This is a genomic window from Embleya sp. NPDC001921 (genome assembly GCF_053594475.1).
The window spans coordinates 21,223-42,803 of record NZ_JBSFEO010000016.1 but is presented as its reverse complement, the minus strand read 5'-3'; the positions used below and the strand labels follow the sequence as shown (position 1 = coordinate 42,803).

Genomic DNA, 21,581 nt, shown 5'->3' with positions numbered 1-21,581 from the left:
ATGTACTGGTATTTCGCCCTGGTGGGTCTGGTCGCCCTCGAACGTGTCGCCGAGTTGGTGGTCTCCCGGCGAAACCTGGCCTGGAGCCTGGCCCGGGGCGGCGTGGTCAGCGGACAGGGGCACTACCTGCCGATGGTCGTGCTGCACGTCGGCCTGCTGGTGGCGTGCGTCCTGGAAGTAGGGCTGGGCGATCGACCCTTCGTGCCCTGGTTCGGCTGGTCGATGCTCGCCCTCGTGCTCGCCGCGCAGGCGTTGCGCTGGTGGTGCATCACGGCGCTGGGGCCGCGCTGGAACACCCAGGTCGTGGTGGTCCCGGGACTTCCGCTGGTGCGCACCGGGCCGTACCGGCTGCCCTGGTTGCCGCACCCCAACTATGTCGCGGTCGCGGTCGAGGGCCTGGCGCTGCCGCTCGTGCACGGCGCGTGGATCACCGCGCTCGCGTTCACCGGGTTCAACGCCGCGCTGATGGCGGTCCGGATCCGCTGCGAGTCGACCGCGCTGTCGGCGGCGACCGCGTGATCGACCTGCTCGTCGCGGGCGGTGGGCCGGCCGGTCTGGCCACCGCGATCCACGGCGCGCTCGCGGGGCTGCGCGTGGTGGTGGTGGAGCCGCGACCGGCGCCGGTGGACAAGGCGTGCGGCGAGGGACTGATGCCGACGGGCGTGGCCGCGCTGGCCCGGCTGGGGATCACGCCCGCGGGGCGGCCGTTGGCCGGGATCCGGTACCTGGACGCCCGGCACGCGGTGCAGGCGAGATTTCGGGAGGGACCGGGACTGGGCGTACGGCGGACCACGCTGCACGCCGCGCTGTACGAACGGGCGCTGGCGCTGGGGGTGGAACACAGGGTCGGGCGGGTCGCCGACGTGCGGCAGGACGCGCACGGGGTGACCGCGGCCGGGCTGAGCGCGCACTGGCTGGTGGCCGCGGACGGCCTGCACTCACCGATCCGGGCCTCCCTGGGGCCCGCGACACCGGATCGCCGGGCCCGGCGGTACGGGCTGCGCCGGCACTTCGCGGTCGCGCCGTGGACCGACTTCGTCGAGGTGCACTGGTCGCCGCGCGGCGAGGCGTACGTGACGCCGGTGGGCCCGGACCTGGTCGGCGTCGCGGTGCTGGGGCCGCGCGGTCGGTCCTACGACGAGCACCTCGCCGCGTTCCCGGCGTTGCGGGATCGGTTGGCGGGCGCGGCGGGCGGCGAGGTGCGCGGCGCGGGGCCATTGCGCCGCCGGGTCCGCACCCGGGTCGCGGGCCGCGTCCTGCTCGTCGGCGACGCGGCCGGCTACACCGACGCGCTCACCGGCGAGGGCGTCGCGCTGGCCCTGGCCTCGGCCCGAGCCCTGGTCGCCGCGCTTGTCGCGGGCAGCCCCGAACGCTACGAATCCGACTGGCGCCGCCTCTCCCGCCGCCACCGCCTGCTCACCGAATCCCTCCTCACCGCCCGCTCCCACCCGCACACGGCCCGCCTGATCGTCCCCGCGGCCCACCGCCTGCCGCGGGTATTCGGCACGATCGTCAACGCGTTGGCGTAGTCCGGGATGCGGGGATGCCGGGACCGCAGGGACCGGGGACCGCATCGCACGATCGCGCCCAACGGAGCGCACTCCGGCAGGGATCGCCCCCGCTGTCCGGAGCCTGTGGCAACATCCGGCGGGTCCTGTCACCTGATCGCCGGGGGAAACCGCGATATGTCCACCGACCTGTACGGCGTCCGCGTGCTCCGTATCGATGCGGAGCAGCTCCGTTTCGGCGTGGAGGTCTTCGTGGTCCATTACGACACGGGGACCCGCACGTACCCGGCCGTGCCCGACGACCTCGGCTTCTTCCTCCACCTGCTGTGGGAAGCGGCGTCCGACTACGCCGGTGCCGGCCGGAAGGGCCCGTTGAGCGAGCTGGTGGACCTCGACACCATCCTGGATCACGCCTGGGTCGAGGCCAACGCGCGCCGATTCGTCTCCGGGATCGAGCGGGTCGCCACGGACAACCATCCGCCCACCGCCCCGCAATGGCGGCGGCTGCGGGACTTCTGCTACCCGCGCGCCGGTGGGTGGCAGGACGAGGACCTGCTGGTGCGCTTCGAGTACGACGTCCGGGTCACGGATCGGCGCTGGCTGGAGCCGCTTCGTGTGGGCGACGCGTGGGGCACGACGATGTTCCCGCTCAACGCCGACACCTGGACGGACGACGACGCGCCACACCTCCCGGACCTGGCGCACCCGGCCCGCGCGTGGGCCCCGTTCGACGCGGCCACCGGAGACCTCACCCACGACCATGTGACCCACCTGGAGTTCTCCGACGACGGCAGGTACCTCGCCGCCTGTAGCGACCAGCGCCGGATCTGGGTGTACGACACCACCGACTGGAGCGAGGTCGTGCACACCCGGGCGGAAGGTCGATGGTCGGTGCCGATGATGATGTGGGTGCCGGGCGAGCACGTGCTCACGGTCAAGGACTACGGCCCGCGCAAAGACGTCAAGGTCCAACCGCAATGGGCCTTCGACCTGAACGACCGGGCGGAGGTCGAGGCCCCCTTCCAGGCGGGGCACATGCGTTCGCACGACGGCGTCTACCGGATCGTGCCCAACGGCGGGGACGAGGGGGGCTACGACCTCCACCCCACGGAGCGGTCGCCGCATCGGCGGATATCGCACGCCGGTCGCTGGGACCCGATCCAGTGCACGGCGTTCTCCGGGGACGGTTCCCGGCTGTTCCTGGGAGCGCAGCAGAACCTCTACACAGTCGACCCGGCGACGGGTGAGGTCGTCGACAAGGTCACGGACGCCTCGGAGCGCCTGTTCGAGATCGCGTCGAATCCCGACGGCAGCTACCTCGCGATCGGCAGCTTCAGCCGGAAGCTGTCCTACCTGGTGCCGAACGGGGAGCGACCGCACGAACTGTGCGTGTGGCGGACGGCCGACAGGAAGATCATCATGGGCCGTCAACTGTCCACCTGGGTCGGCGCGATCGCCTGGTCTCCCGACGGGCGATGGCTGGTCGCCGCGGAGGAACCCCTCGGCGACCGCAGCTTCCGCGGCGCCACCCGAATCGTCGTCTTCGGGATGGACCCGACCGCCGCACCGTAGCCGACACCGGGATCGGAACGGCCCCGACGCCGTGCGGCTTCGAGGGACGGGGCCGTTCCTCCATCTTCTACGGAGCCTTCCCGGGGCTCGACGGCCCGCAGTTCACGCGACCACGCGGCCCGTCGTGCCACACCCGCCGGCCGTCGCCCGTCACCGTGACGCCGTGCTCCTCGCGGGGGTTCACCCCGCGCACGCCACGCCGCGTAGGCGTCCTCGATCTCCCGCCACAGGTCGCGCGGCCCGCCCTCGTTCACCTCGAACGAGTGGGCGTCCGGTACGTAGTCGACGGATGCCCAGGACTGCCCGTCGGCGTACCACGTGGTGAACTCCCCGGCGTGCGCTCCCCTCCCGAAGAACGTGCGCTGCTCGACATCGGGCAGCCGAAGCCCGATCGCGAAATCCGCGTGCTCCTCCTGAAGGGGTCGCGGATCCGTCGTCGTGTGGCGGACCCTGCCCGCGCTCGGGTCGGCGATCACATCGCCCACGAAGCGCCGGGCCTCGAACCTCGGGCGCTGCGACCGGGCCCACATGAAGTTGACGTTGCCCACGAATCGGCCCGAGGCCGTGCCATCGGCCGCGACGACCAGGCGCAGGAGCCCGGAGTTGTGGAAGGCCGTGCCCCACGGCGTGAGGATCACCCCTCCGGGCCGGACCTGCTCCACCCAGGCGTACGGCACGCGTTGTACCGCCATGGTGGCGGCAATCCGGTCGTAGGGTGCGCCTTCCTTGTAGCCGTGCAACCCGTCGCCGACGATCAGGGTCGGTTCCGAGCCGCAGCCGCGCAGGGACTCCTGCGCCTGGATCGCCACGAGTGGATCCACCTCGATCGAGGTCACCCGGCCGGCGGTGAGCGCGGTCGCCAACAGCGCGGTGGACCACCCGGTGCCGGTACCGATTTCGAGGACGTCGTGATCCGGTTCGACGTCGAGTTGTTCGAGCATGTGCCGCACGAGGGAGGGTTGCGACGCCGACGAGGTCGGAATCAGGCTCCCGCCCGGCATACCGTCATCCATCTGGGTGACAAGCGGGATGTCGGCCGCGACGGCTTCCGCCCACGCTTCGGGGTCGGTGTCGCGGTCGATCAGGGCGTCGTCACTCCCCCACACCACCGCCGGGACATACGAGCTCCGGGGCGTGTCCGCGAAAACGGCGTCCCAGTCGACCAAGGTGCTCACTTGTCCTTCTCCGTGTCGCGGTCCTTGTCCTTCGGCGGCACGGGCCTGTCCCACTGCCCATCCCGCTGCCGCTGGGGGGTCTTGGCGTCGCCGTCCTTGTCGTCCTTGGCATGGTTCCCCATCGTCTTGCCTCTCGAATTGTTCTGTGTCGAGCCGATGCCAGTCGGTGGAGGCGTAGGTATCGCCGTCATCGCTCCTTCTCCTCCTCGTCGAGCAGGAACGGAGGTTCCGGCCAATCGGCCACCGCACCCAACGGGCAACCGACTCGCTCCAGGTCGGACAACAACGCGAACCACTCGGGCCCGACCGGCGGCTGCAGGGTCGCCAACATGCCCCTGTCCACGGCGCACAACTCCATAAGCGTGCCGTCCGGCCGAAGCGTCGCGTCTTCCCCGCCGACGTATCTCACGCCTCGATACAGAATCGGCGAAGGCGGCCGAAGAACGACCAAGTCCCGTACCTGACACACAAATTCGATACCACTACGCAAGCGCAGATGAACCTGTCGCCCCCGCACGTCCATAAGCACACCCTCGCGCCCCGAATAGGCGTCGCGACACCACGCGTGCCGATAGCGCTCGAAGAACGCGAGCCCCCGGTCGAGATCCTCCTGCGTGCTCCCCGAAACCCGCTGCCGCGTAGTCATCGCACGTTCCGCCCACCCGAGCACAGCGCGCGGAACCGCACCGACACCCGTTGGCTCCACCACGACCGACGCGGACGCAACCGCGCGCGCCGAGACGGCGCCAGGGGCGGGGTCGGAGTGAACGAAGGAGCCTCGGGGTCCCGTCCGCCTGCCCGTTCCGGGGACGGCCACCGCAGTTGCTCATCGAGCTGGTCGCGATGAGAACCGCGTTGAGTCCATCCGATTCGATCTGTCACAAGAACTCCCGAATTGTTCGGGCTGATTGGTGTTCCTGTGAACGTAGAAGCGACGATCAATGGGAACCAGGGACGCCATGGGCCACTTTGTCGGCGGGGTAGGACGTTGCGTCCTAGCCGGGGCCGATCTGCAAGCGGTCGGCGAGGGCGAGGAGTGGGGTCGATCTGCGGCGCTCGCGCGAGACCAGGTCCGTGACGACTCGGCGGGATGTGGCGTGGTAGCGCATCCACTCGGGGGCGGTGTGTTCGGCCTTGAGGATGGCGCGGGTTGCCCGGTCGTCGTTGGCGAGGTCGATGTGGGCCAAGGCGCGGTCCACGTAGTAGCGCGCCTGCCACGTGGGCGGGAGGCTGTTCAGGTCGGTGATCCGCCGTGCTTCGGCCAATGCCTGTTCGGGGCGGTCCATTTCGACGAAGGCGTTCACCGTGGCGACACCCGCGTTGGTGGGTCCGAACGGGGTGGCATAGTCGATGCGGTCGGCGCCGATCCGGGCGGCGGCGGCATTGGCGAGACGCAGGAGTTCGGCGGCGGTGTCCTTGCGCTCCGCGCGGACGGCGGCCGAGGCTGCGCGTAGGAGCAGGATGCCCCACAGGGCGACGTCGATCGGCGGTGTCTTCGTCCACGACGGCTCGATCTTCTCCGCAGTTGCCTCGGCCACCCGTTGCGCGTCGTCTATCCGCCCCTGCTTGCTGAAGATCCAGGACAGCGTCGACATGCCGATGACTTCGAGCCGGGCATCATCGGAGTGCCCGGCTGCGCTCCTGGCCCGCTCCATCGCCGTGTACGCCGCGTCCTCCTTGCCGAACGCGGCCAGAGTCGTGGCCGCGACCTGATACGCCTCCGCCAGGATGGCGAACGAGGCGGCACGATCGACTCCGGAGTGTTCGCGCGTCGCAGAGCGCGCATCCGCGATGAGTCGCGGCAAGACGGCGGCGATCTCCGACAACTTCCCTTCACGCCGGATCACCTCCGTCGACCTCAGCGACGCCCGGAGATCAAGCACGGACGGCGATTCCCCGTCGGCGACCGCCATTTCGTCTTCGATCAACTCGGAGACCGGAGTCACGGCCCGCCGGAGCGCCAACAGGCTCGGTAGCGGATCCTGATGCGCCGCGCCCTCGAACGTGGTCGGCTGCCCGATCAGGACCGACGTTTCCACGTCGAGCGCGCTCGCGAGCGCGTTGAGCGTGGAGAGCCGGGCCGTGAGTCGCTGGTTCTGCTCCAGCTTGCGAACGACATCGACGGAGACCCCCGCAGCGGCGGCGAGCGACTCCTGAGTGTGCTCCCTCCGCAGACGCAGCCGCGCGATGCGATCCCCGATGCTGTCTTGCATGGTCAGGCTCCCGGCAAGGTAGGCGCTGCACCCACGGTACGGCGCAGACCGGCCGGGAATCGTGGGAACCGACCAACGGCTCACGTCATACGATCGGCTACGCGCGCCTCTGCCCTTTCCCCGAAAGAGTCGGCAGCGATGATCCAGGCGACCATCAAGGAGTTGCAATCATGCAAGGAATCCAGAACACAGACGTCAGCTTGTGGCGCAAGAGCACATACAGCAACGGGGATCAAGGCAACTGCGTCGAGGTCCGCGATGATCTCCCGGGCCTCGTCCCGATACGCGACTCGAAGGACCCGAACATAGGCCAACTCCTCATCGGCGCAACGCCATGGACCGCACTGACCGACGCCCCCCGGAACTGACTCGACCCCTGCCGGCCCCGTGTTCCTGCCGAGGCTGCCGCCCCCACACCTGACTGTGGCTGCCGAGGCGAACTGCGGACCTGTGGCGAGAGACCGGGGCGGGACGCTCCGGGGCTCGACCCTCCGACGCCCTGCCGCCCCCTCCCCTCAGGTCCCGAACATCTCGCGGCACGTGTCCAAGCCCTCGATCTCGGTCTCGATCGTGCGGTGTTCTTGCCAGGCTTCTCGGGTCAGACGCAGGCGGCGGGCCGGGCGCGGGGGGCCGTTCTCGTCGGCGGGGAGGATCTCGACGCCGTCGTCGGCGTAGCCGAGGCGTCGGGAGACCGCCAGCGAGGGTGCGTTGTCCAGGAGCGCCGAGGAGATCGCCCACTCGGCGCCGAGGCCGGCGAAGGCCAACTCCAGCATCGCGGCCCGCATCTCCGTACCGAACCCGTGGCCCTGGTGGGCCAGGCCCAGCCAGGAGCCCGAGGCGATCTCGCGTCGGCGGGCGAAGTCCGTTGCGCCGCAGTCCTGGAGGCCGATCACCCGACCCTCGTGCACGACGGCGAGCAGCAGCTTCCACTCCTCCGGTCGCCAGTTCGCCCACGAACCCCAGTAGAACTTGAGCGCGTTCCGGGCCCGCGCCGGATGCGGCGCGCGCGTCCACGGCGTACTGAACGGCATGAAGTCGGGTGCGTGCACGCCGAGTTCGGCGAGCTCGACCAGCGCCACCAGGTCGTCCTGGCTCGCCGGCCGCAGTTCCAGTCGAGGCGTGGTCATCCGTAGGCCGAAGACCGGCCAATGATCAGTGAGCATGGTCGATTCTCGACGCGACACCCCACCCCACGCGAGCGAATTCCGCCGCCGCGACCGCCCGCTACCGCGTCTGCGCCGTCGGCGCCAGCCCGTGCAGCAGCAGGTCCGCGAACACGTCGCCGACCTCGCGCGGCGACATCGGCCCGTCGAGCTGGTACCAGCTGTTCAGGTGGTGCACGCCGCCGAAGAAGTTGTGCGTGGCGATGTCGGCCGACACGTCCGCGCGCAGCAGGCCCTCGCGCTGGCCCTGCTCGATCAGCGAGCGGAAGCGCTCGTGGTAGCGCCGCCGCTCGGCCCGGATCTCGTTGCGCTTGTCCGGCGCGAGCAGGTGCATCGAGCGGAAGTAGACCACCGCGTCGTCGATGTTGCCCAGCGTGGTGACCACCACGTCCGCCGCCGCCTCGCGCAGCCGGTCCACGACCGGCTCGGGGCCGTCCGCGATGGTGTTCAGCCGCTCGGTCTGCATCGCGAGCATGCGGTGGTAGATCTCCACCAGGAGGTCGTCCTTGGACGCGTAGTAGTGGTACATCGCCCCCTTGGTGACCCCGGCGGCGGCCACGATCTCCTGGACCGAGGTGCTCTCGAAGCCGCGCTCGGCGAACATCCGCGAGGCGATCCGGAGCAGCCGCTGGGGCAGGGGTGTCTCGTCGGCCTCGGACAGAACCGGTGCCGCGTTTCCACGACCTCTTGCCGCCATGATGTCCAACCTTTCGGGGGAGCGTTCGACGCCACCCTAGCCAAGATACCGACCGGTCGGTACCGTAATTCGCGCACGGCACGTCTCGCGCACCCTACGGCCACGGAACGTCCGCGCCGTCTGCGACCAGGGAGAGGAAGGCGCCGGTGGACTTCAGCTACGACGCACGGACCGAGGAACTGCGTGAGCGACTGCTCGCGTTCATGACCGAGCACGTGTACCCCGCCGAAGCCGTGTTCACCGAGCAGGTGGCCGATCCGGGCGCCGATCCGTGGGGTCGGCCGCCGGTGATCGAGGAGCTCAAGGTCGAGGCCCGCAAGCGCGGCCTGTGGAACCTGTTCCTGCCGGGCGCCGAGGGCGCGGGCCTGACCAACCTCCAGTACGCGCCGCTGGCCGAGATCGCCGGCCGCAGCCCGCACCTGGGCCCCGAGGCGCTCAACTGCGCCGCGCCCGACACCGGCAACATGGAACTGCTGCACGACTTCGGCACACCGCAGCAGCAGGAGCGATGGCTGAAGCCGCTGTTGGAGGGCACCATCCGCTCGGCGTTCTGTATGACCGAGCCCGACGTCGCCTCCTCCGACGCCACCAACATCACCACGAGCATCGTCCGCGACGGCGACGAGTATGTGGTCGACGGCCGCAAGTGGTGGTCCTCCGGGGCGATGGCGCCCACCTGCGAGATCCTGGTCGTGATGGGCAAGACCGACCCGGACGCGCCGCGCCACCGCCGGCAGAGCATGATCCTGGTGCCGCGCGACACCCCGGGTGTGCACATCCGCCGCGGCATGCACGTCTTCGGCTACACCGACGGTCCGCACGGCGGCCATGCCGAGGTGGTCTTCGACAACGTACGGGTGCCCGCCGCGAACCTGGTCGGCAACGCAGGCGACGGCTTCGCCATCGCGCAGGCCCGGCTCGGCCCCGGCCGGATCCACCACTGCATGCGGCTGATCGGGATGGCCGAGCGCGGGCTGGAACTGATGTGTCGCCGGGTGATCGCCCGCGAGGCGTTCGGCGGGCCGCTCGCCGACCAGGGCGTGATCCAGGAGTGGATCGCCGAATCCCGGGTGCGGATCGAGCAGTTGCGGCTGCTCGTCCTCAAGACCGCGTGGCTGATGGACACCGTCGGCAACCGCGGCGCGCACCGCGAGATCCAGTCGATCAAGATCGCCACGCCGCTCACCGTCGAGTGGATCCTGGACAAGGCCATCCAGGCGCACGGCGCGGGCGGCCTGTCCCAGGACTTCGTGCTCGCGTCGCTGTGGACGCACGCGCGCACGCTGCGCCTGGCCGACGGGCCGGACGAGGTACACCGTCGTTCGCTCGCCCACCGCGAGCTCAAGTCCTACCGAGAGGCGGCCGCCCAGTGAGCGACTCGTCCCGTCCCGTAGCCATCGTCACCGGTGCGAGCCGAGGCATCGGCCTGGGTATCGCCCAGGCCCTGGTCGCGCGCGGCGACCGGGTCTGCGTGACCGCGCGCGGCGCGGACACGCTGGCCGAGGTGGTCGCCTCGCTCGGCGGTCCCGAGCACGCGATCGGCGTCGCGGGCAAGGCGCACGACCCGGTCCACCAGGACGCCGCGGTGACCGCGACCCTGGAGGCGTTCGGCCGGATCGACATGCTGGTCAACAACGCCGGCATCAATCCGGTGTACGGCCCGCTGGTGGAGCTGGACCTGGACGCCGGGCGCAAGATCCTGGAGGTCAACCTGCTCGCCGCGCTCGCGTGGACGCAGCGGGTGCACAAGGCGTGGCTGGGCGAGCACGGCGGCGCGATCGTCAACGTCTCCTCGCTCGCCGGCGCGCGACCCGCGCACGGGATCGGCTTCTACGGCGTCAGCAAGGCCGCGCTGACCCATCTGACCGCCCAGCTCGCGAGCGAACTCGGCCCGCGGGTGCGGGTGAACGCGGTGGCGCCGGCGGTGGTCAAGACGGTCTTCGCGACCGCGCTGTACGAGGGCCGCGAGGAAGAGGTCGCGGCGGCCTACCCGATGGGCCGGCTCGGCGTGCCCGAGGACGTGGCCGGCGCGGTGGCGTTCCTGCTGTCCGAGCAGGCGAGCTGGATCACCGGCCAGACGCTGCTGGTCGACGGCGGCGTGAGCCTGTCCGGCGGTGTCGGATGACCGCGCTCGCCGGTGCCGGGGTGGTGATCACCGGTTCCGGTGCCGGGATCGGCGCGGCCCTGGCCCGCCGCTTCACCGCCGACGGCGCCCGCGTGGTGGTCAACGACCTGGACGCGGACGCGTGCCACGCGGTCGCCGCCGAGATCGACGGCATCGCGCTGCCCGGCGACGCGGCCGGCGAGGAGGGCGTCGCGGCGCTGATCGCAGGTTCCCGCAAGGCACTCGGCGGCGAGATCGACGTCTACTGCGCCAACGCCGGCATCGGCGAGGGCATGGGCCTGGACGCCTCGGAGGCGGCCTGGGACCGCTCGTGGGACGTCAACGTGATGGCGCACGTACGCGCCGCGCGGTTGCTCACCCCGGCCTGGCTGGCCCGGGGCCGAGGCCACCTGGTCACCACGGTCTCCGCCGCCGGCCTGCTGACGATGCTGGACGCGTCGGCGTACTCGGTGACCAAGCACGCCGCCTACGCGTTCGCCGAGTGGATGGCGATCACCTACGGCGCCAAGGGCGTCACGGTCCAGGCGGTCTGCCCGCTGGGCGTGCGCACGGCGCTGCTCGGCGCGACCGGCGAGGCCGCCCGGCTGATCCTGGACGACGGCGCGATCGAGCCGGCGGAGGTCGCCGACGTGGTCGCCGGGGCGGTCGCCGCCGGCGCCCCCTTCCTGATCCTGCCGCACCCCGAGGTGGCCCGGATGTACGCGGGCCGGGCCGCCGACCCGGACCGCTGGCTGGCCGGCATGCGCAAGCTCCAGGCCCGCCTGGAGGTGGCGAAGGACGGCTGACCACACGGGCCCGGGACGGCGGCGCCACGTCGCCACGCCGCCCCGGGCCGATGCGTTCATCCTCGGCGCAGCGCGGCCAACTGCTGCGCGAACGGCACCACTTCGTCGATCGGGTCGTTGTCGGAGGCGCCCCCGGTCGCGCGCCCGGGCAATCCCGCCGCGAGGTCGGCGAGTTCGCCGCCGGCGCGGGCGATCCGCGCGGACAGGTCGTCGCCGGCACCGGCCGCCGCGCCCCAGTCGTCGGTCGCCGCGTACACCGAGGTCGGCACGACGGTGGCCCGCAGGTACGCGAACATCGGGCGCAGCGCGTGCTCCAGGGCCAGCGAGTGCCGCGCGGTACCGCCGGTCGCCGCGATCAGTACCGGTTTTCCGGTCAGCGCGGTGTTGTCCAGCACGTCGAAGAACGACTTGAACAGCCCGCTGTAGGAGGCGGTGAAGATCGGCGTGACCGCGATCAGGGCGTCCGCGCCGGTGACCGTCTCGATCGCGGCGCGCAGGCCCGGCGGCGGGAAGCCGGTGACCAGGTTGTGCGCGATGTCCACCGCGACGTCGCGCAGTTCGACCACGCGGACGTCCGCCTCGACGCCTCGATCGGCCGACTGCCGGCGTGTGGCCTCGGCGAGCCGGTCGCCGAGCAGGCGGGTGGACGAGGGCTTGCCCAGTCCGGCCGAGACGACCACGAGCTTGAGCGGTTGCGGCATGGCGGGTTTCTTCCTTTCCCTGCGGCGGTACGGGTGGGTGTTCGGCGGTCAGAGCACGGGCGCGGCCTCGTTCGCCGCCGCCGCGTCCCGTCGGGCGACCAGCGCCGCGTGCGTCGGGCCGGCCGGTACGTTCGTCCCGCGCCGGGCCGCGAACTCCTCGCGCAGCACCGGGATCACCTCTTCGCCGAGCAGGTCGAGCTGCTCCAGCACGGTCTTCAGCGGCAGGCCGGCGTGGTCCATCAGGAACAGCTGGCGCTGGTAGTCGCCGAACGAGTCGCGGAAGGTCAGCGTCTTGTCGATGACCTCCTGCGGGCTGCCCACGGTCAGCGGCGTCTGGTCGGTGAACTCCTCCAGCGACGGACCGTGGCCGTACACCGGCGCGTTGTCGAAGTAGGGCCGGAACTCGCGTACCGCGTCCTGCGAGTTCCTGCGCATGAACACCTGTCCGCCGACGCCGACGACGGCCTGCTCGCGGGTGCCGTGCCCGTAGTGCTCGAAGCGGTCGCGGTAGAGGTTGATCAGCCGCACGAAGTGGTCCCGGGGCCAGAAGATGTTGTTGGCGAAGAACCCGTCGCCATAGTAGGCGGCCTGCTCGGCGATCTCGGGGCTGCGGATCGAGCCGTGCCACACGAACGGCGGGACGCCGTCCAGCGGTCGCGGTGTCGAGGTGAAGCCCTGGAGCGGCGTACGGAAGCGGCCCTCCCAGTCGACCACGTCGTTGCGCCACAGCTCGTGCAGGAGCGCGTAGTTCTCGATCGCCAGCGGGATGCCCTGGCGGATGTCCTGGCCGAACCACGGGTACACCGGCCCGGTGTTGCCCCGGCCCATCATCAGGTCCACCCGGCCGTCGGCCAGGTGCTGGAGCATCGCGTAGTCCTCGGCGATCTTCACCGGGTCGTTCGTGGTGATCAACGTGGTCGAGGTGGAGAGAATGATCCGCTCGGTACGCGCCGCGATGTAGCCGAGCATCGTGGTCGGCGACGAGGGCACGAACGGCGGGTTGTGGTGCTCCCCGGTCGCGAACACATCCAGCCCGACCTCCTCGGCCTTGAGCGCGATCGCCACCATGGCCTTGATCCGCTCGTGCTCGGTGGGCTCCCGGCCGGTGGTGGGGTCGACGGTGACGTCTCCGACGGTGAAGATCCCGAACTGCACGATGACCACTCTCTCAGGTAGTTGAACTCTCAATCATCCCCTCAAAGCAAGATACTCCGCCCCCTATTCCCAACCAAGGCCGGGCCGGGTCGGGGCGGGCGGGACGGGCCCGGGGCGGGTCGGGGCGGTCGGGGCCGGGTCGGGACGGAGCCGGGCCGGGTCGGGGCAGCCCGGACAGAGGGGCGGGGCCGGATCGAGGCGGAGCCGGAGGCCAGGCGAGGCGGCGCCGGGACAGGGCACCATGCCGTGCGGGCGCGTAGCGGACGTGCGTCCCGAGCGCGCAGCGGACGGCCCCACCGTGACCGCGTAGCGGGCATGCATCCCCGCCCCGGAGGCCAGGGCGAGGCAGAGCCGGAGGCCAAGCGAGGCGGCGCCGGGACGGGGCATGCATCCCCGCGCACGGACCGGGCACTGCCTCAACGCAGCCGCCCGCGCCCCGCCACGCCGCCCCGCCACGCCGCCGCCACGCCCCCGCACCCCTCGCGGGCTGTCTCCCACAAGGGCCCGTGGGGTCAGTCGCGCAGGATGCGGAGGCTTACCGCGAGTTCCGCCTCGGTGACGCGGCCTGCCGTCGCGGCGTCGCCGGATCGGATCGCGGCGACCATCGCCGCGTGTGCGTCGGCGCCCGGGTCCGCCGAGGCGGTGCGCAGGCCCTTTTCGTCCATCACCGCGAGCAGGTCGAGCAGGCCCGGGCGCATGGTCACCTGGAACACCGCGAACAGGTCGGTCAGCACGTCGTTGTGCGCCGCCGCGACGATGCTCGCGTGGAACGCGATGTCCGCGTCGATGTACGCCTCGTCGTCCCCGAGCGCGGCGGCCCGCGCGGCCAACCCAGCCTCCAGCGCCGCGAGGTCCTCGTCGGTGCGCCGCTCCGCGGCCAACATCGCGGCCCGCACCTCGATCAGGTTGCGCACCTCGTACACCTCGGCCGCCGAGGCCCGACGCAGCCGCGTGGTCAGGTCCTCGACCGGCTCGGCGGCGATCACGAAGACGCCGGACCCCTGCCGGGACTCGACCAGCCCCGCTCCCGCCAGCGCGCGGATCGCCTCGCGCACGGTCGAGCGGCCGATGCCCAGTTCCTTGCCGAGCGCCACCTCGCCGGGCAGCTTGGTGCCCACCGGCCAGTGCCCCGCGGCGATCCGATCACGAAGCCGTTCGGCCGCCTGGCCGACCAGCGGACTGCGGCGCAGGGGGCCGAACGTCATCGTGTCACCCTCACATCTCAGGTTGTCTGATGAATCCTAGCCCGCCGACACACCGATCCTCCCCTCCCGCTCCCCCGGGCGGGCCCGATTCACCGCCGACACGGTCGCGTGCACCGAGGCGGCCAGGATCGAGGTGTCGATCCCGACGCCCCACCGGGTGACCCCGTCCACCCGGCACTCCACGTACGACGCCGCCTGCCGGTCGCCCCCCGCGCCGATCGAGTGCTCGACGTAGTCCAGGATCTCGACCCGGATCCCGGCCGCGCCGAACGCCGACGTCAGCGCGGACAGCGGTCCGTTCCCCTCGCCGACCACCGAGCGCCCGCCCGCCGAATCGGTGAGCGTCCCGGTGAACACCTGCCGCCCCGGTCCGGCCTCCTCGGCCCGCCATCCGCTCACGTCCACCGGCGAGCGCCGGTCCAGGTACTCGCGCCGGAACAGCTCGCCCAGCTCGACCGAGGTGATCTCCTCGCCGCTGTCGTCGGTGGCCTCCTGGACCACCCGGGAGAACTCGATCTGGAGCCGGCGCGGCAGGTCCAGGCCGTGCGCGCTCTGCATCAGGTAGGCGATGCCGCCCTTGCCGGACTGGCTGTTGACCCGGATCACCGCCTCGTAGTCGCGACCCACGTCGGCCGGGTCGATCGGCAGGTACGGCACGTCCCACGGCGCGCGGTCCGCGGGCAGGCCCAGCTCCTCGGCCTGTCGGGCGTGCCGCGCGAAGCCCTTCTTGATCGCGTCCTGGTGGGTGCCGGAGAAGGCGGTGTACACCAGGTCGCCGCCGTAGGGGTGGCGGGCGTGCACGTCGATCCGGTTCGCGTACTCGACGGTGCGCCGGATCTCGTCGATGTCGGAGAAGTCGATCATCGGATCCACACCCTGCGTGTGCAGGTTCAGCGCGAGCGTGACCAGGTCCACGTTGCCGGTCCGCTCGCCGTTGCCGAACAGGCAGCCCTCGATCCGCTGCGCGCCCGCCAGCAGCGCCAGTTCCGCGCAGGCGACGCCGGTACCGCGATCGTTGTGCGGGTGCACGGACAGGATCACCGCGTCCCGGCGGGCGAGATGGCGGTGCATGTACTCGATCTGGTCGGCGTACACGTTCGGCGTGACGATCTCGACCGTGGCCGGCAGGTTGTGGATCACCGGCCGGTCCGGGCTCGCGTCCCACAGCTCGGTGACGCTGTCGCACACCTCCAGGACGTAGTCGGGCTCGGTCAGGTTGAACACCTCGGGCGAGAACTCGAACCGGATGTCCGCGTTCGGCCGCGCGTCCGCGCCACGCGCGACGTCCTTCGCGCCGGCCAGGATCAGGCCGTGCAGCGCGGCCCGGTCGTGTCCGAGGACGACCTCGCGCCAGGTCGGCGCGGTCGCGGTGTACATGTGCACCACGGCGTGCGCGAGTCCCTCGATGGATTGGTGGGTGCGTTCGATCAGGTCGGTCCGGGCGGCGGTGAAGACCACGATGGTCACGTCGTCCGGGACCGCGTCGCTCTCGGCCAGGTGTCGGACGAAGTCGTAGTCGGCGCGGCTGGCCGACGGGTAGCCGACCTCGATCTCCTTGAAGCCCATCGCCACCAGCAGGTCGAACATCCGCCGCTTGCGTGCCGGGTCCATCGGCTCGGCCAGCGCCTGATTGCCGTCCCGCAGGTCCACCGGCACCCACAGCGGGGCCTGTTCGATCCGCCGGGTGGGCCAGGTCCGCGCGTTCGGGTCGATCCCGACCCGGACCCGCTCGTGCGCCGGGCGGTAGCGGTGGTGCGGCATCGCGCTCGGGCGCTGCCGGTTCCAGTGCGGCCGGCCCTCGGGGATGGGGCCGGCGGGGGTGCGCAGGGTCGGGAAGTCGTCTTCGCTCATGGTGCGGAATCGTCCTCGCGGTCGAAATGGTCGACCGGCGGCACCGAACCCCGCGGCGGGGTGCCGGTCGGATCAGACCCCGCCGCGGCGGCCGAGAAGGAGGACGCGCAGCTTCATGGCGAGGACGCTAGCACAACTTGTCTGACAACCTGATGTCTCTTTCGACAGTGGCCGGCGCCGAAGGCGGGCCCGGGCGCAGCGGCCGGGACATGCCCGGGCGCCGTGCCCGAACGCGCATGCGCATGCGCATGCGCCCCAACGAGAACACGTGCGCGCCCGCGCCCCGACGAGAGGAGGCGCCGACCCGGTTACCCGGGGGCGCCTCCTTGTACCGACCGCGTGGAGTCGGGATGTTCAGAGATTGCTCAGCTTCGCGTAGGGACGGCAGATCCGCTCCTGACGCGACCCGAAATCGACAGTGACCGCGATGTCCTCTTCGACACCGACGATCCGACCGAGTCCGTACTGATCGTGCGTCACTCGTGCACCGAGTTCGAAATCCTCGATGATGGGAGCGACCGGGACATTGAAGGGACTGGTGGGCAGAATGCGCCGGGTCACGGCTGACGTCGTCATCCCCACCAGTATGCGCCTGTCGGGTGACGCGCGGGGCGTTCGGGGGCGGTATAGGCGAAGCCGTAACCGGAAAGTGTCCCCACGATATGGCGGTTCGAATCCCGTAGAACCCGACCGAAATGCCGCACGGCCAACCCTGCCGCAGGTCACGCGGGATCCGACCGGGATCGCGTTCTCGCACCGTATGCGAACAACGCCCCGGTAAACCCGATTGGGCCGATCGGGCGAAGCCCGAACGCATCGCCGACGCCTGCCGCACCCGACCTCGCACCCGGCCTCGCACCGGTCCGGGCCGCCGTACCGACCCCGGCCCGCCGATAGGGTCGGCGGCATGAGCGACAGCACTGCCCCGGTGGACATCGAGCTGGTCAGGCCGCCCGAGATCCTGCTCGAGCACGACGAGGTACGGGTCTTCCACAGCGGCATCCTGCGCACGCCGGCCGGCCTGTACACCGGCATCGGCATGGAGACCTTGGCCCGTCCCACCGGCCCGCGCCCGCCCGCGCCGCCGCTGTTCGGGCAGTACGGGGTGTCGGTGACCCGCTCGGGCGACCGGTTCGCCCACTCGGCGCTGGCCACGACGTTGTCGGCCGGGCCGATCCGGTTCACCTCCTGCGTGTTCGGCCCCGTCCCGGACGGCGATCTGGTGCTGGACGTGGTGCTGCCGACCATCCCGCGCCGCCTGGTGCTGCGCTTCGACTCGGACCGGCACGACGGCACCGGCCTGACGCTGAGCACGCCGCCGGCGATCGTGCGCACCGAGGCGGGCGTGACGCTGTGGCACGCGGGGGTGTTGCGTACGGACGCCGGTCGGCTCACCCACGTGGAGGCGACCTCCGCGGACGACCGCGCCCTCGGCGGCGCCAAGTGGGACGTCGAGCACGAGCCGCTGGCGGTGACCTGGGACGACCCGACGCCGGCCCGCGAGGCGCGGCAGCGGGGGCGGGACTTCGTGAGCACGGACAGTTGGATCGCCGCACCCGACGCGCGCGGCACGCTCTCGTGCGCCCCGCTGGACGTGACGCGGGAGCTGTAGCGGCACTCCCGCCCGCCCGGGTGGGCGCCGCCGACCCGGATCCCGGCGGGGACGGAAGACTCACCCCTACAGGTCCGACCCGCCGGTGGCGTCGATCGTGGTGCCGGTGACCCAGCGGGCGTCGTCGGAGGCCAGGAACGCGACCGCGTCGGCGATGTCGGCGGGTTGCCCGACCCGGCCCAGTGCCGCGCGGCCCGCCGCCTGTGCCTGGGCCGCCGGATTCCCGCGCAGCCAGCCCGCGTTGACGTCGGTGTCGACGATGCCGGGGGCGACGTTGTTGACCGTGATCCCGCGCGGGCCCAGGTGCTTGGCCAGGGCGAGTGTGAACGCGTCCAGGGCGCCCTTGGTCATCGCGTACGCGATCGCCTCGGGGAAGGCGATCCGGGTCGCACCGGAGGTGACGGTGACGATCCGGCCGCCGTCGCGCAGTACGGGCAGCGCCGCGCGGGTGAGGAAGAACGGCGCCCGGGTGTTGACCGCGAACACCCGGTCGTAGCCGGCCTCGGTCTCCGCCTCGATCGGCCCGGTCGAGCCGATGCCCGCGTTGTGCACCAGGATGTCCAGCCCCTCGACGCCGAACTCGGCCCAGCCGGCCCGCAGTCCGTCCAAGAGCGTGTCCACGTCGCCCGGTACGCCGAGTTCGGCGCGCACCGCGAAGGCCCGCCCGCCGGCCGCCCCGATCGCCGCGACCACCTCCTTCGCGGCGGCCTCGTCCCGGCCGTAGTGCACCGCGACCAGCGCCCCGTCCGCGGCCAGCCGCTCGGCGATGGCGCGGCCGATCCCCCTGCTCGCACCGGTGACCAGCGCGGACTTGGCGGTGAGCGTGTGCATGGTGGCGCCTTTCGTCTGCGATCGCTTCTTTAGCGATCGCTACAAATCCTGTCGGGCAGTACCGTACCCCAGATTTGATAGCGATCGCTACAGAAGCATCACCGGGCCGACCCCAGACCCTGATCGGCCTCCGATCCGGCGAGCATCAGCGTGGTCTCCTCGATCCGAAGGAATCGGCCGTCCGGCGCGAACTCGCCGAACACGTACACCTCCATCACCACGGTCGCGCCGCCCGCCTTGCGCACCTCGACGGTGTGCCGATCGGCGTAGCGCGACCCGTCGAACAACTCCTCGTGCAGGCGCACCCGGCCGCCGGCCACGACCGAGCGCAGGTGCGCGATGTGTTCGACGAAGCCGGCCCGGTCCGACCAGACGCCGTCGGTGCGCTGGCGGTACTCCGGCGTGAAGTGCCGGTCGACCGCGGTGTCGAGGTCCAGCTCCGGGCGGAACAGGAGGTCGGTGAGGGCGGGGACGATTGCGGTTCGGTTCATGGCGTCGCGACTCCGATCCGGGCGGTCCGCGCGGGACGACCCACGCGAAAGAAATGCGTGCTTGGCGCACGCTTTTGACCATAGCCCATAAGCGTGCGCGACGCACGCTAATCTGAGGCCATGGAACACGTGGTGGGACACGAGGTCGCGGACGCGCTGGGTCTGCTGCTCCGGCGCGGCACGCGCGCGAACCTGTACGCGCGACTGACCGAGGGCCTGGGGCCGGCCGTGGACGAGGTGACGTATCCCGTGCTCAGCGGGCTGGCCCGAACCGGGCCGCGCAGCGCGGCGGACCTGGCCGGCGAGATCGGCCTCGACCGGTCCGGCGTCAGCCGCCGCGCGTCCCGCCTGGAGGCGGCCGGGCTGGTCCGCCGCGAGCCCGACCCGGAGGACCGCCGGGCCGTACTGCTCGCACTGACCGACGCGGGCACCGCCCGCGTCGAGGAACTGCGCGAGCGGCTCGCGATCCGGATCGAGGCCTCGCTCGCGGACTGGCCCGCCGACGAGGCGCGGATGTTCGCCCGCGGACTGCGCCGATTCATCGAGGACGGGCCGTTCACGGAGGCGTGACGCGGCCCACCGAGGCATAGGCCGACTCGCCCGGGCACCACTCGCCCCGGCGCCACTCGCCCGGGCGCCGCTCACCGGGCGCCACTCACCGGCACCACGCACCGGACGTCACCCGTCCGGGCGCACCACCCACCCGAGCGCCGTTCGCTCGAGCGAGTGCCATTCGGTCCGCGTACACTTTGCCGACTCTTGACTTTACATGCGTATGGTCACGAGTTAGATTTACATATGTAAGCTAACAGTCGTTAGTCCATAGGGGGTCCTCGTGAGCAGCACAGAAACCCGATCCGCCGCCGCTCCGGACGACGGGTCCGATCCCGTGGGTCACCCCCGTCGGTGGGCCGCACTGCTCGTGCTGTGTTCGACGCTGGTCGCGGTGACGCTGGACAACTCGGTGCTCAACACCGCGCTGCCCGCGCTGGCGAAGGGGCTGGACGCGTCGACGGCGGATCTGCAATGGATCACCGACGCCTACACGCTGGTCTTCGCCGCCCTGCTGCTGCTCGCGGGCAGCCTGGGCGCCCGCTTCGGCGCCCGACGCGCCCTGCTCGGCGGACTGGCGCTCTTCGGAGCCGGATCGGCGATCGCGGCGCTGTCCTCGACCGCGGCCGAGCTGATCGCGTGGCGGGCGGTGATGGGCCTGGGCGCGGCGTTCGTGATGCCCGCGACGCTGGCCGTCGTCATCCGGATGTTCCCGCCGGCCGAACGCGCCAAGGCGTTCGCCGTCTGGTCGGCCTCGGCCGGCGTGGGCGTGCTGATCGGCCCGGTCACCGGCGGCGCGCTGCTGACCCACTTCTCCTGGTCCAGCGCGTTCTGGATCAACGTCCCGCTCGTCCTCGCCGCGATCGTCGGCATCGCGCGGATCGTGCCGAGCATCCCGCGCGCGGGCACCGCCCGACTCGACCTGCCCGCCGCCGTGTTGTCCGTCATCGGTCTGGGCGTCCTGGTCGACGCGATCATCGAGGCGCCGGAGCGCGGCTGGACCGCGCCGGTCACGCTCACCGAGCTCGGCGCGTTCGTGCTGCTCGGTGCGGTGTTCGTGGCCTGGGAGCTGCGCCGCGACGAACCGATGGTGCAGGTCCGCCTGTTCGCCAACCGGGGCTTCGTGCTCGCCGCCGCGACGCTCGCGGTGACCTTCTTCGCGCTTTTCGGCACGCTGTTCGTGCTCTCCCAGTACTTCCAGCTCGTGCACGGCTACAGCCCGCTCAAGGCCGGTCTCGGCGCGATGCCGTTCGCCGTCGCGATGGCCACGATGTCCGGGCTGTCCCCGGTGGTCACCGACCGGCTGGGCATCCGGGCGACGCTCACCGTCGGGCTCGCCGCGATCGCGGTCGGCCTGACGGTGCTGGGCCTGACCACCGGGACGGACACCCCGTTCGCCGCGCTCGCCGGGGAAATGGCCCTGGTCGGCGCGGGGATGGGGATGATGATGGCCCCCGCGAGCATGGAGATCACCGCGTCGGTGCCGGTGCGCTACTCGGCGATGGCCGGTGCGCTCAACAGCGTGGTCCGCGAACTCGGCGGCGTGCTGGGCATCGCGGTGGTCGGCACGCTGGTGTCCTCGCACTACCGGAGCGAGATGGCCGACCAGCACCTGACCGGTCCCGCGGCGGTCGCCGAAAACGACCTGCACAGCGCGCACGGGGTGGCCGGGCACCTGTCCCCCGAGTCCGCCGGCCGGCTCACCTCGGCCGCCGACCACGCCTTCACCGCCGCGATGAACAACGGGGCCCTGGTGGCCGCCGCGGTCGCCGCGATCGGCGCGATCGTGGTCGCGATCGGTCTGCCCAGGCGTACCGGCAGCACCCCGGCCATCGCCGGGCAGCCCACCGAACCGGCCAACACCCAGGCGGTGCAAAGCGCCTGACGGATCGTCACCAAACCGCACGGCGACCGGCTCGTTCCGGTCGCCGTACACCCGTCGTGC

General features: G+C 71.5%; 22 protein-coding genes and 1 pseudogene. 10 read left to right on the top strand and 13 right to left on the bottom strand.

Annotated elements, in window-relative coordinates; translation table 11 throughout:
- From ACWCPW_RS19975 to ACWCPW_RS19965, 3 genes are all read left to right on the top strand, one after another.
- Positions 1-519: an isoprenylcysteine carboxyl methyltransferase family protein gene (locus ACWCPW_RS19975; protein WP_449762904.1), complete on the top strand. Its 519-nt coding sequence runs from the start codon at positions 1-3 to the stop codon at positions 517-519.
- Positions 516-1,529 (top strand): NAD(P)/FAD-dependent oxidoreductase, encoded by a 1,014-nt coding sequence (locus ACWCPW_RS19970; protein ID WP_449762903.1) that lies wholly within the window; start codon positions 516-518, stop codon positions 1,527-1,529. Before ACWCPW_RS19975 ends, ACWCPW_RS19970 begins: the two co-directional genes overlap by 4 nt.
- A gap of 156 nt (positions 1,530-1,685) precedes the next feature.
- Positions 1,686-3,080, top strand: a complete 1,395-nt coding sequence (locus ACWCPW_RS19965; RefSeq protein ID WP_449762902.1) for a WD40 repeat domain-containing protein — start codon at positions 1,686-1,688, stop codon at positions 3,078-3,080.
- 587 nt (positions 3,081-3,667) lie between these two features.
- Here the strand turns inward: ACWCPW_RS19965 and ACWCPW_RS19960 are convergent.
- The 4 genes and pseudogenes from ACWCPW_RS19960 to ACWCPW_RS19945 all read right to left on the bottom strand — a co-directional run.
- Positions 3,668-4,021: pseudogene (locus tag ACWCPW_RS19960) on the bottom strand (methyltransferase domain-containing protein); the annotation flags it as partial.
- Positions 4,022-4,251: 230 nt separating this feature from the next.
- Positions 4,252-4,377, bottom strand: coding sequence for a hypothetical protein (locus ACWCPW_RS19955; RefSeq protein WP_449762901.1), 126 nt, complete (start codon positions 4,375-4,377; stop codon positions 4,252-4,254).
- 65 nt (positions 4,378-4,442) lie between these two features.
- A complete protein-coding gene (locus ACWCPW_RS19950) occupies positions 4,443-4,598 on the bottom strand; it encodes a hypothetical protein (protein ID WP_449762900.1) in 156 nt (51 codons plus the stop codon).
- A gap of 652 nt (positions 4,599-5,250) precedes the next feature.
- The gene (locus tag ACWCPW_RS19945) at positions 5,251-6,468 is read right to left on the bottom strand and encodes a helix-turn-helix domain-containing protein (RefSeq protein ID WP_449762899.1); all 1,218 of its coding nucleotides are present in this window, start codon (positions 6,466-6,468) and stop codon (positions 5,251-5,253) included.
- A gap of 170 nt (positions 6,469-6,638) precedes the next feature.
- On the opposite strand from ACWCPW_RS19945, the gene ACWCPW_RS19940 reads away from it, so the two are divergent.
- Positions 6,639-6,836 (top strand): DUF397 domain-containing protein, encoded by a 198-nt coding sequence (locus ACWCPW_RS19940; protein ID WP_449762898.1) that lies wholly within the window; start codon positions 6,639-6,641, stop codon positions 6,834-6,836.
- 147 nt (positions 6,837-6,983) lie between these two features.
- Here the strand turns inward: ACWCPW_RS19940 and ACWCPW_RS19935 are convergent, their stop codons facing one another.
- Both ACWCPW_RS19935 and ACWCPW_RS19930 read right to left on the bottom strand, forming a co-directional pair.
- Entirely contained in the window at positions 6,984-7,631 is a 648-nt protein-coding gene (locus ACWCPW_RS19935) for a GNAT family N-acetyltransferase (RefSeq protein ID WP_449762897.1), read from the bottom strand.
- Between the two features lie 61 nt (positions 7,632-7,692).
- A complete protein-coding gene (locus ACWCPW_RS19930; protein ID WP_449762896.1) occupies positions 7,693-8,328 on the bottom strand; it encodes a TetR/AcrR family transcriptional regulator in 636 nt (211 codons plus the stop codon).
- A gap of 146 nt (positions 8,329-8,474) precedes the next feature.
- Between ACWCPW_RS19930 and ACWCPW_RS19925 the strand changes: the two genes are divergently transcribed.
- From ACWCPW_RS19925 to ACWCPW_RS19915, 3 genes are read left to right on the top strand one after another with little or no spacing between them, the layout of a single operon-like run.
- The gene (locus ACWCPW_RS19925) at positions 8,475-9,701 is read left to right on the top strand and encodes an acyl-CoA dehydrogenase family protein (RefSeq protein WP_449762895.1); all 1,227 of its coding nucleotides are present in this window, start codon (positions 8,475-8,477) and stop codon (positions 9,699-9,701) included.
- A complete protein-coding gene (locus ACWCPW_RS19920; RefSeq protein ID WP_449762894.1) occupies positions 9,698-10,453 on the top strand; it encodes an SDR family oxidoreductase in 756 nt (251 codons plus the stop codon). Before ACWCPW_RS19925 ends, ACWCPW_RS19920 begins: the two co-directional genes overlap by 4 nt.
- Entirely contained in the window at positions 10,450-11,238 is a 789-nt protein-coding gene (locus ACWCPW_RS19915; RefSeq protein WP_449762893.1) for an SDR family oxidoreductase, read from the top strand. Before ACWCPW_RS19920 ends, ACWCPW_RS19915 begins: the two co-directional genes overlap by 4 nt.
- A gap of 56 nt (positions 11,239-11,294) precedes the next feature.
- On the opposite strand, the gene ACWCPW_RS19910 is transcribed toward ACWCPW_RS19915, so the two are convergent.
- The 5 genes from ACWCPW_RS19910 to ACWCPW_RS19890 form a co-directional block, all read right to left on the bottom strand.
- Complete coding sequence (locus ACWCPW_RS19910) at positions 11,295-11,939, bottom strand: FMN reductase (protein WP_449762892.1); 645 nt, start codon at positions 11,937-11,939, stop codon at positions 11,295-11,297.
- Between the two features lie 48 nt (positions 11,940-11,987).
- Entirely contained in the window at positions 11,988-13,094 is a 1,107-nt protein-coding gene (locus ACWCPW_RS19905) for an LLM class flavin-dependent oxidoreductase (RefSeq protein WP_449762891.1), read from the bottom strand.
- A gap of 512 nt (positions 13,095-13,606) precedes the next feature.
- Positions 13,607-14,299, bottom strand: a complete 693-nt coding sequence (locus tag ACWCPW_RS19900) for a FadR/GntR family transcriptional regulator (protein WP_449762890.1) — start codon at positions 14,297-14,299, stop codon at positions 13,607-13,609.
- A gap of 36 nt (positions 14,300-14,335) precedes the next feature.
- Positions 14,336-16,150, bottom strand: coding sequence for a 2-isopropylmalate synthase (leuA, locus tag ACWCPW_RS19895; protein WP_449762889.1), 1,815 nt, complete (start codon positions 16,148-16,150; stop codon positions 14,336-14,338).
- Between the two features lie 354 nt (positions 16,151-16,504).
- On the bottom strand, positions 16,505-16,726 hold the full coding sequence (locus ACWCPW_RS19890) for a hypothetical protein (protein WP_026218929.1): 222 nt from the start codon (positions 16,724-16,726) through the stop codon (positions 16,505-16,507).
- Between the two features lie 331 nt (positions 16,727-17,057).
- Here ACWCPW_RS19890 and ACWCPW_RS19885 point away from each other — a divergent pair, with 331 nt between their 5' ends.
- Positions 17,058-17,762 carry a hypothetical protein gene (locus ACWCPW_RS19885; RefSeq protein ID WP_449762888.1) on the top strand — a complete coding sequence of 235 codons (705 nt, stop codon included), beginning with the start codon at positions 17,058-17,060 and terminating at the stop codon, positions 17,760-17,762.
- 66 nt (positions 17,763-17,828) lie between these two features.
- Here the strand turns inward: ACWCPW_RS19885 and ACWCPW_RS19880 are convergent, their stop codons facing one another.
- Positions 17,829-18,593, bottom strand: a complete 765-nt coding sequence (locus ACWCPW_RS19880; protein ID WP_449762887.1) for an SDR family NAD(P)-dependent oxidoreductase — start codon at positions 18,591-18,593, stop codon at positions 17,829-17,831.
- A 98-nt stretch (positions 18,594-18,691) separates the two neighbouring features.
- On the bottom strand, positions 18,692-19,084 hold the full coding sequence (locus ACWCPW_RS19875) for a nuclear transport factor 2 family protein (protein ID WP_449762886.1): 393 nt from the start codon (positions 19,082-19,084) through the stop codon (positions 18,692-18,694).
- Between the two features lie 120 nt (positions 19,085-19,204).
- Here ACWCPW_RS19875 and ACWCPW_RS19870 point away from each other — a divergent pair, with 120 nt between their 5' ends.
- Positions 19,205-19,654: a MarR family winged helix-turn-helix transcriptional regulator gene (locus ACWCPW_RS19870; RefSeq protein WP_449762885.1), complete on the top strand. Its 450-nt coding sequence runs from the start codon at positions 19,205-19,207 to the stop codon at positions 19,652-19,654.
- A 265-nt stretch (positions 19,655-19,919) separates the two neighbouring features.
- Positions 19,920-21,521, top strand: coding sequence for an MFS transporter (locus ACWCPW_RS19865; RefSeq protein WP_449762884.1), 1,602 nt, complete (start codon positions 19,920-19,922; stop codon positions 21,519-21,521).
- Positions 21,522-21,581 lie beyond the last annotated feature (60 nt).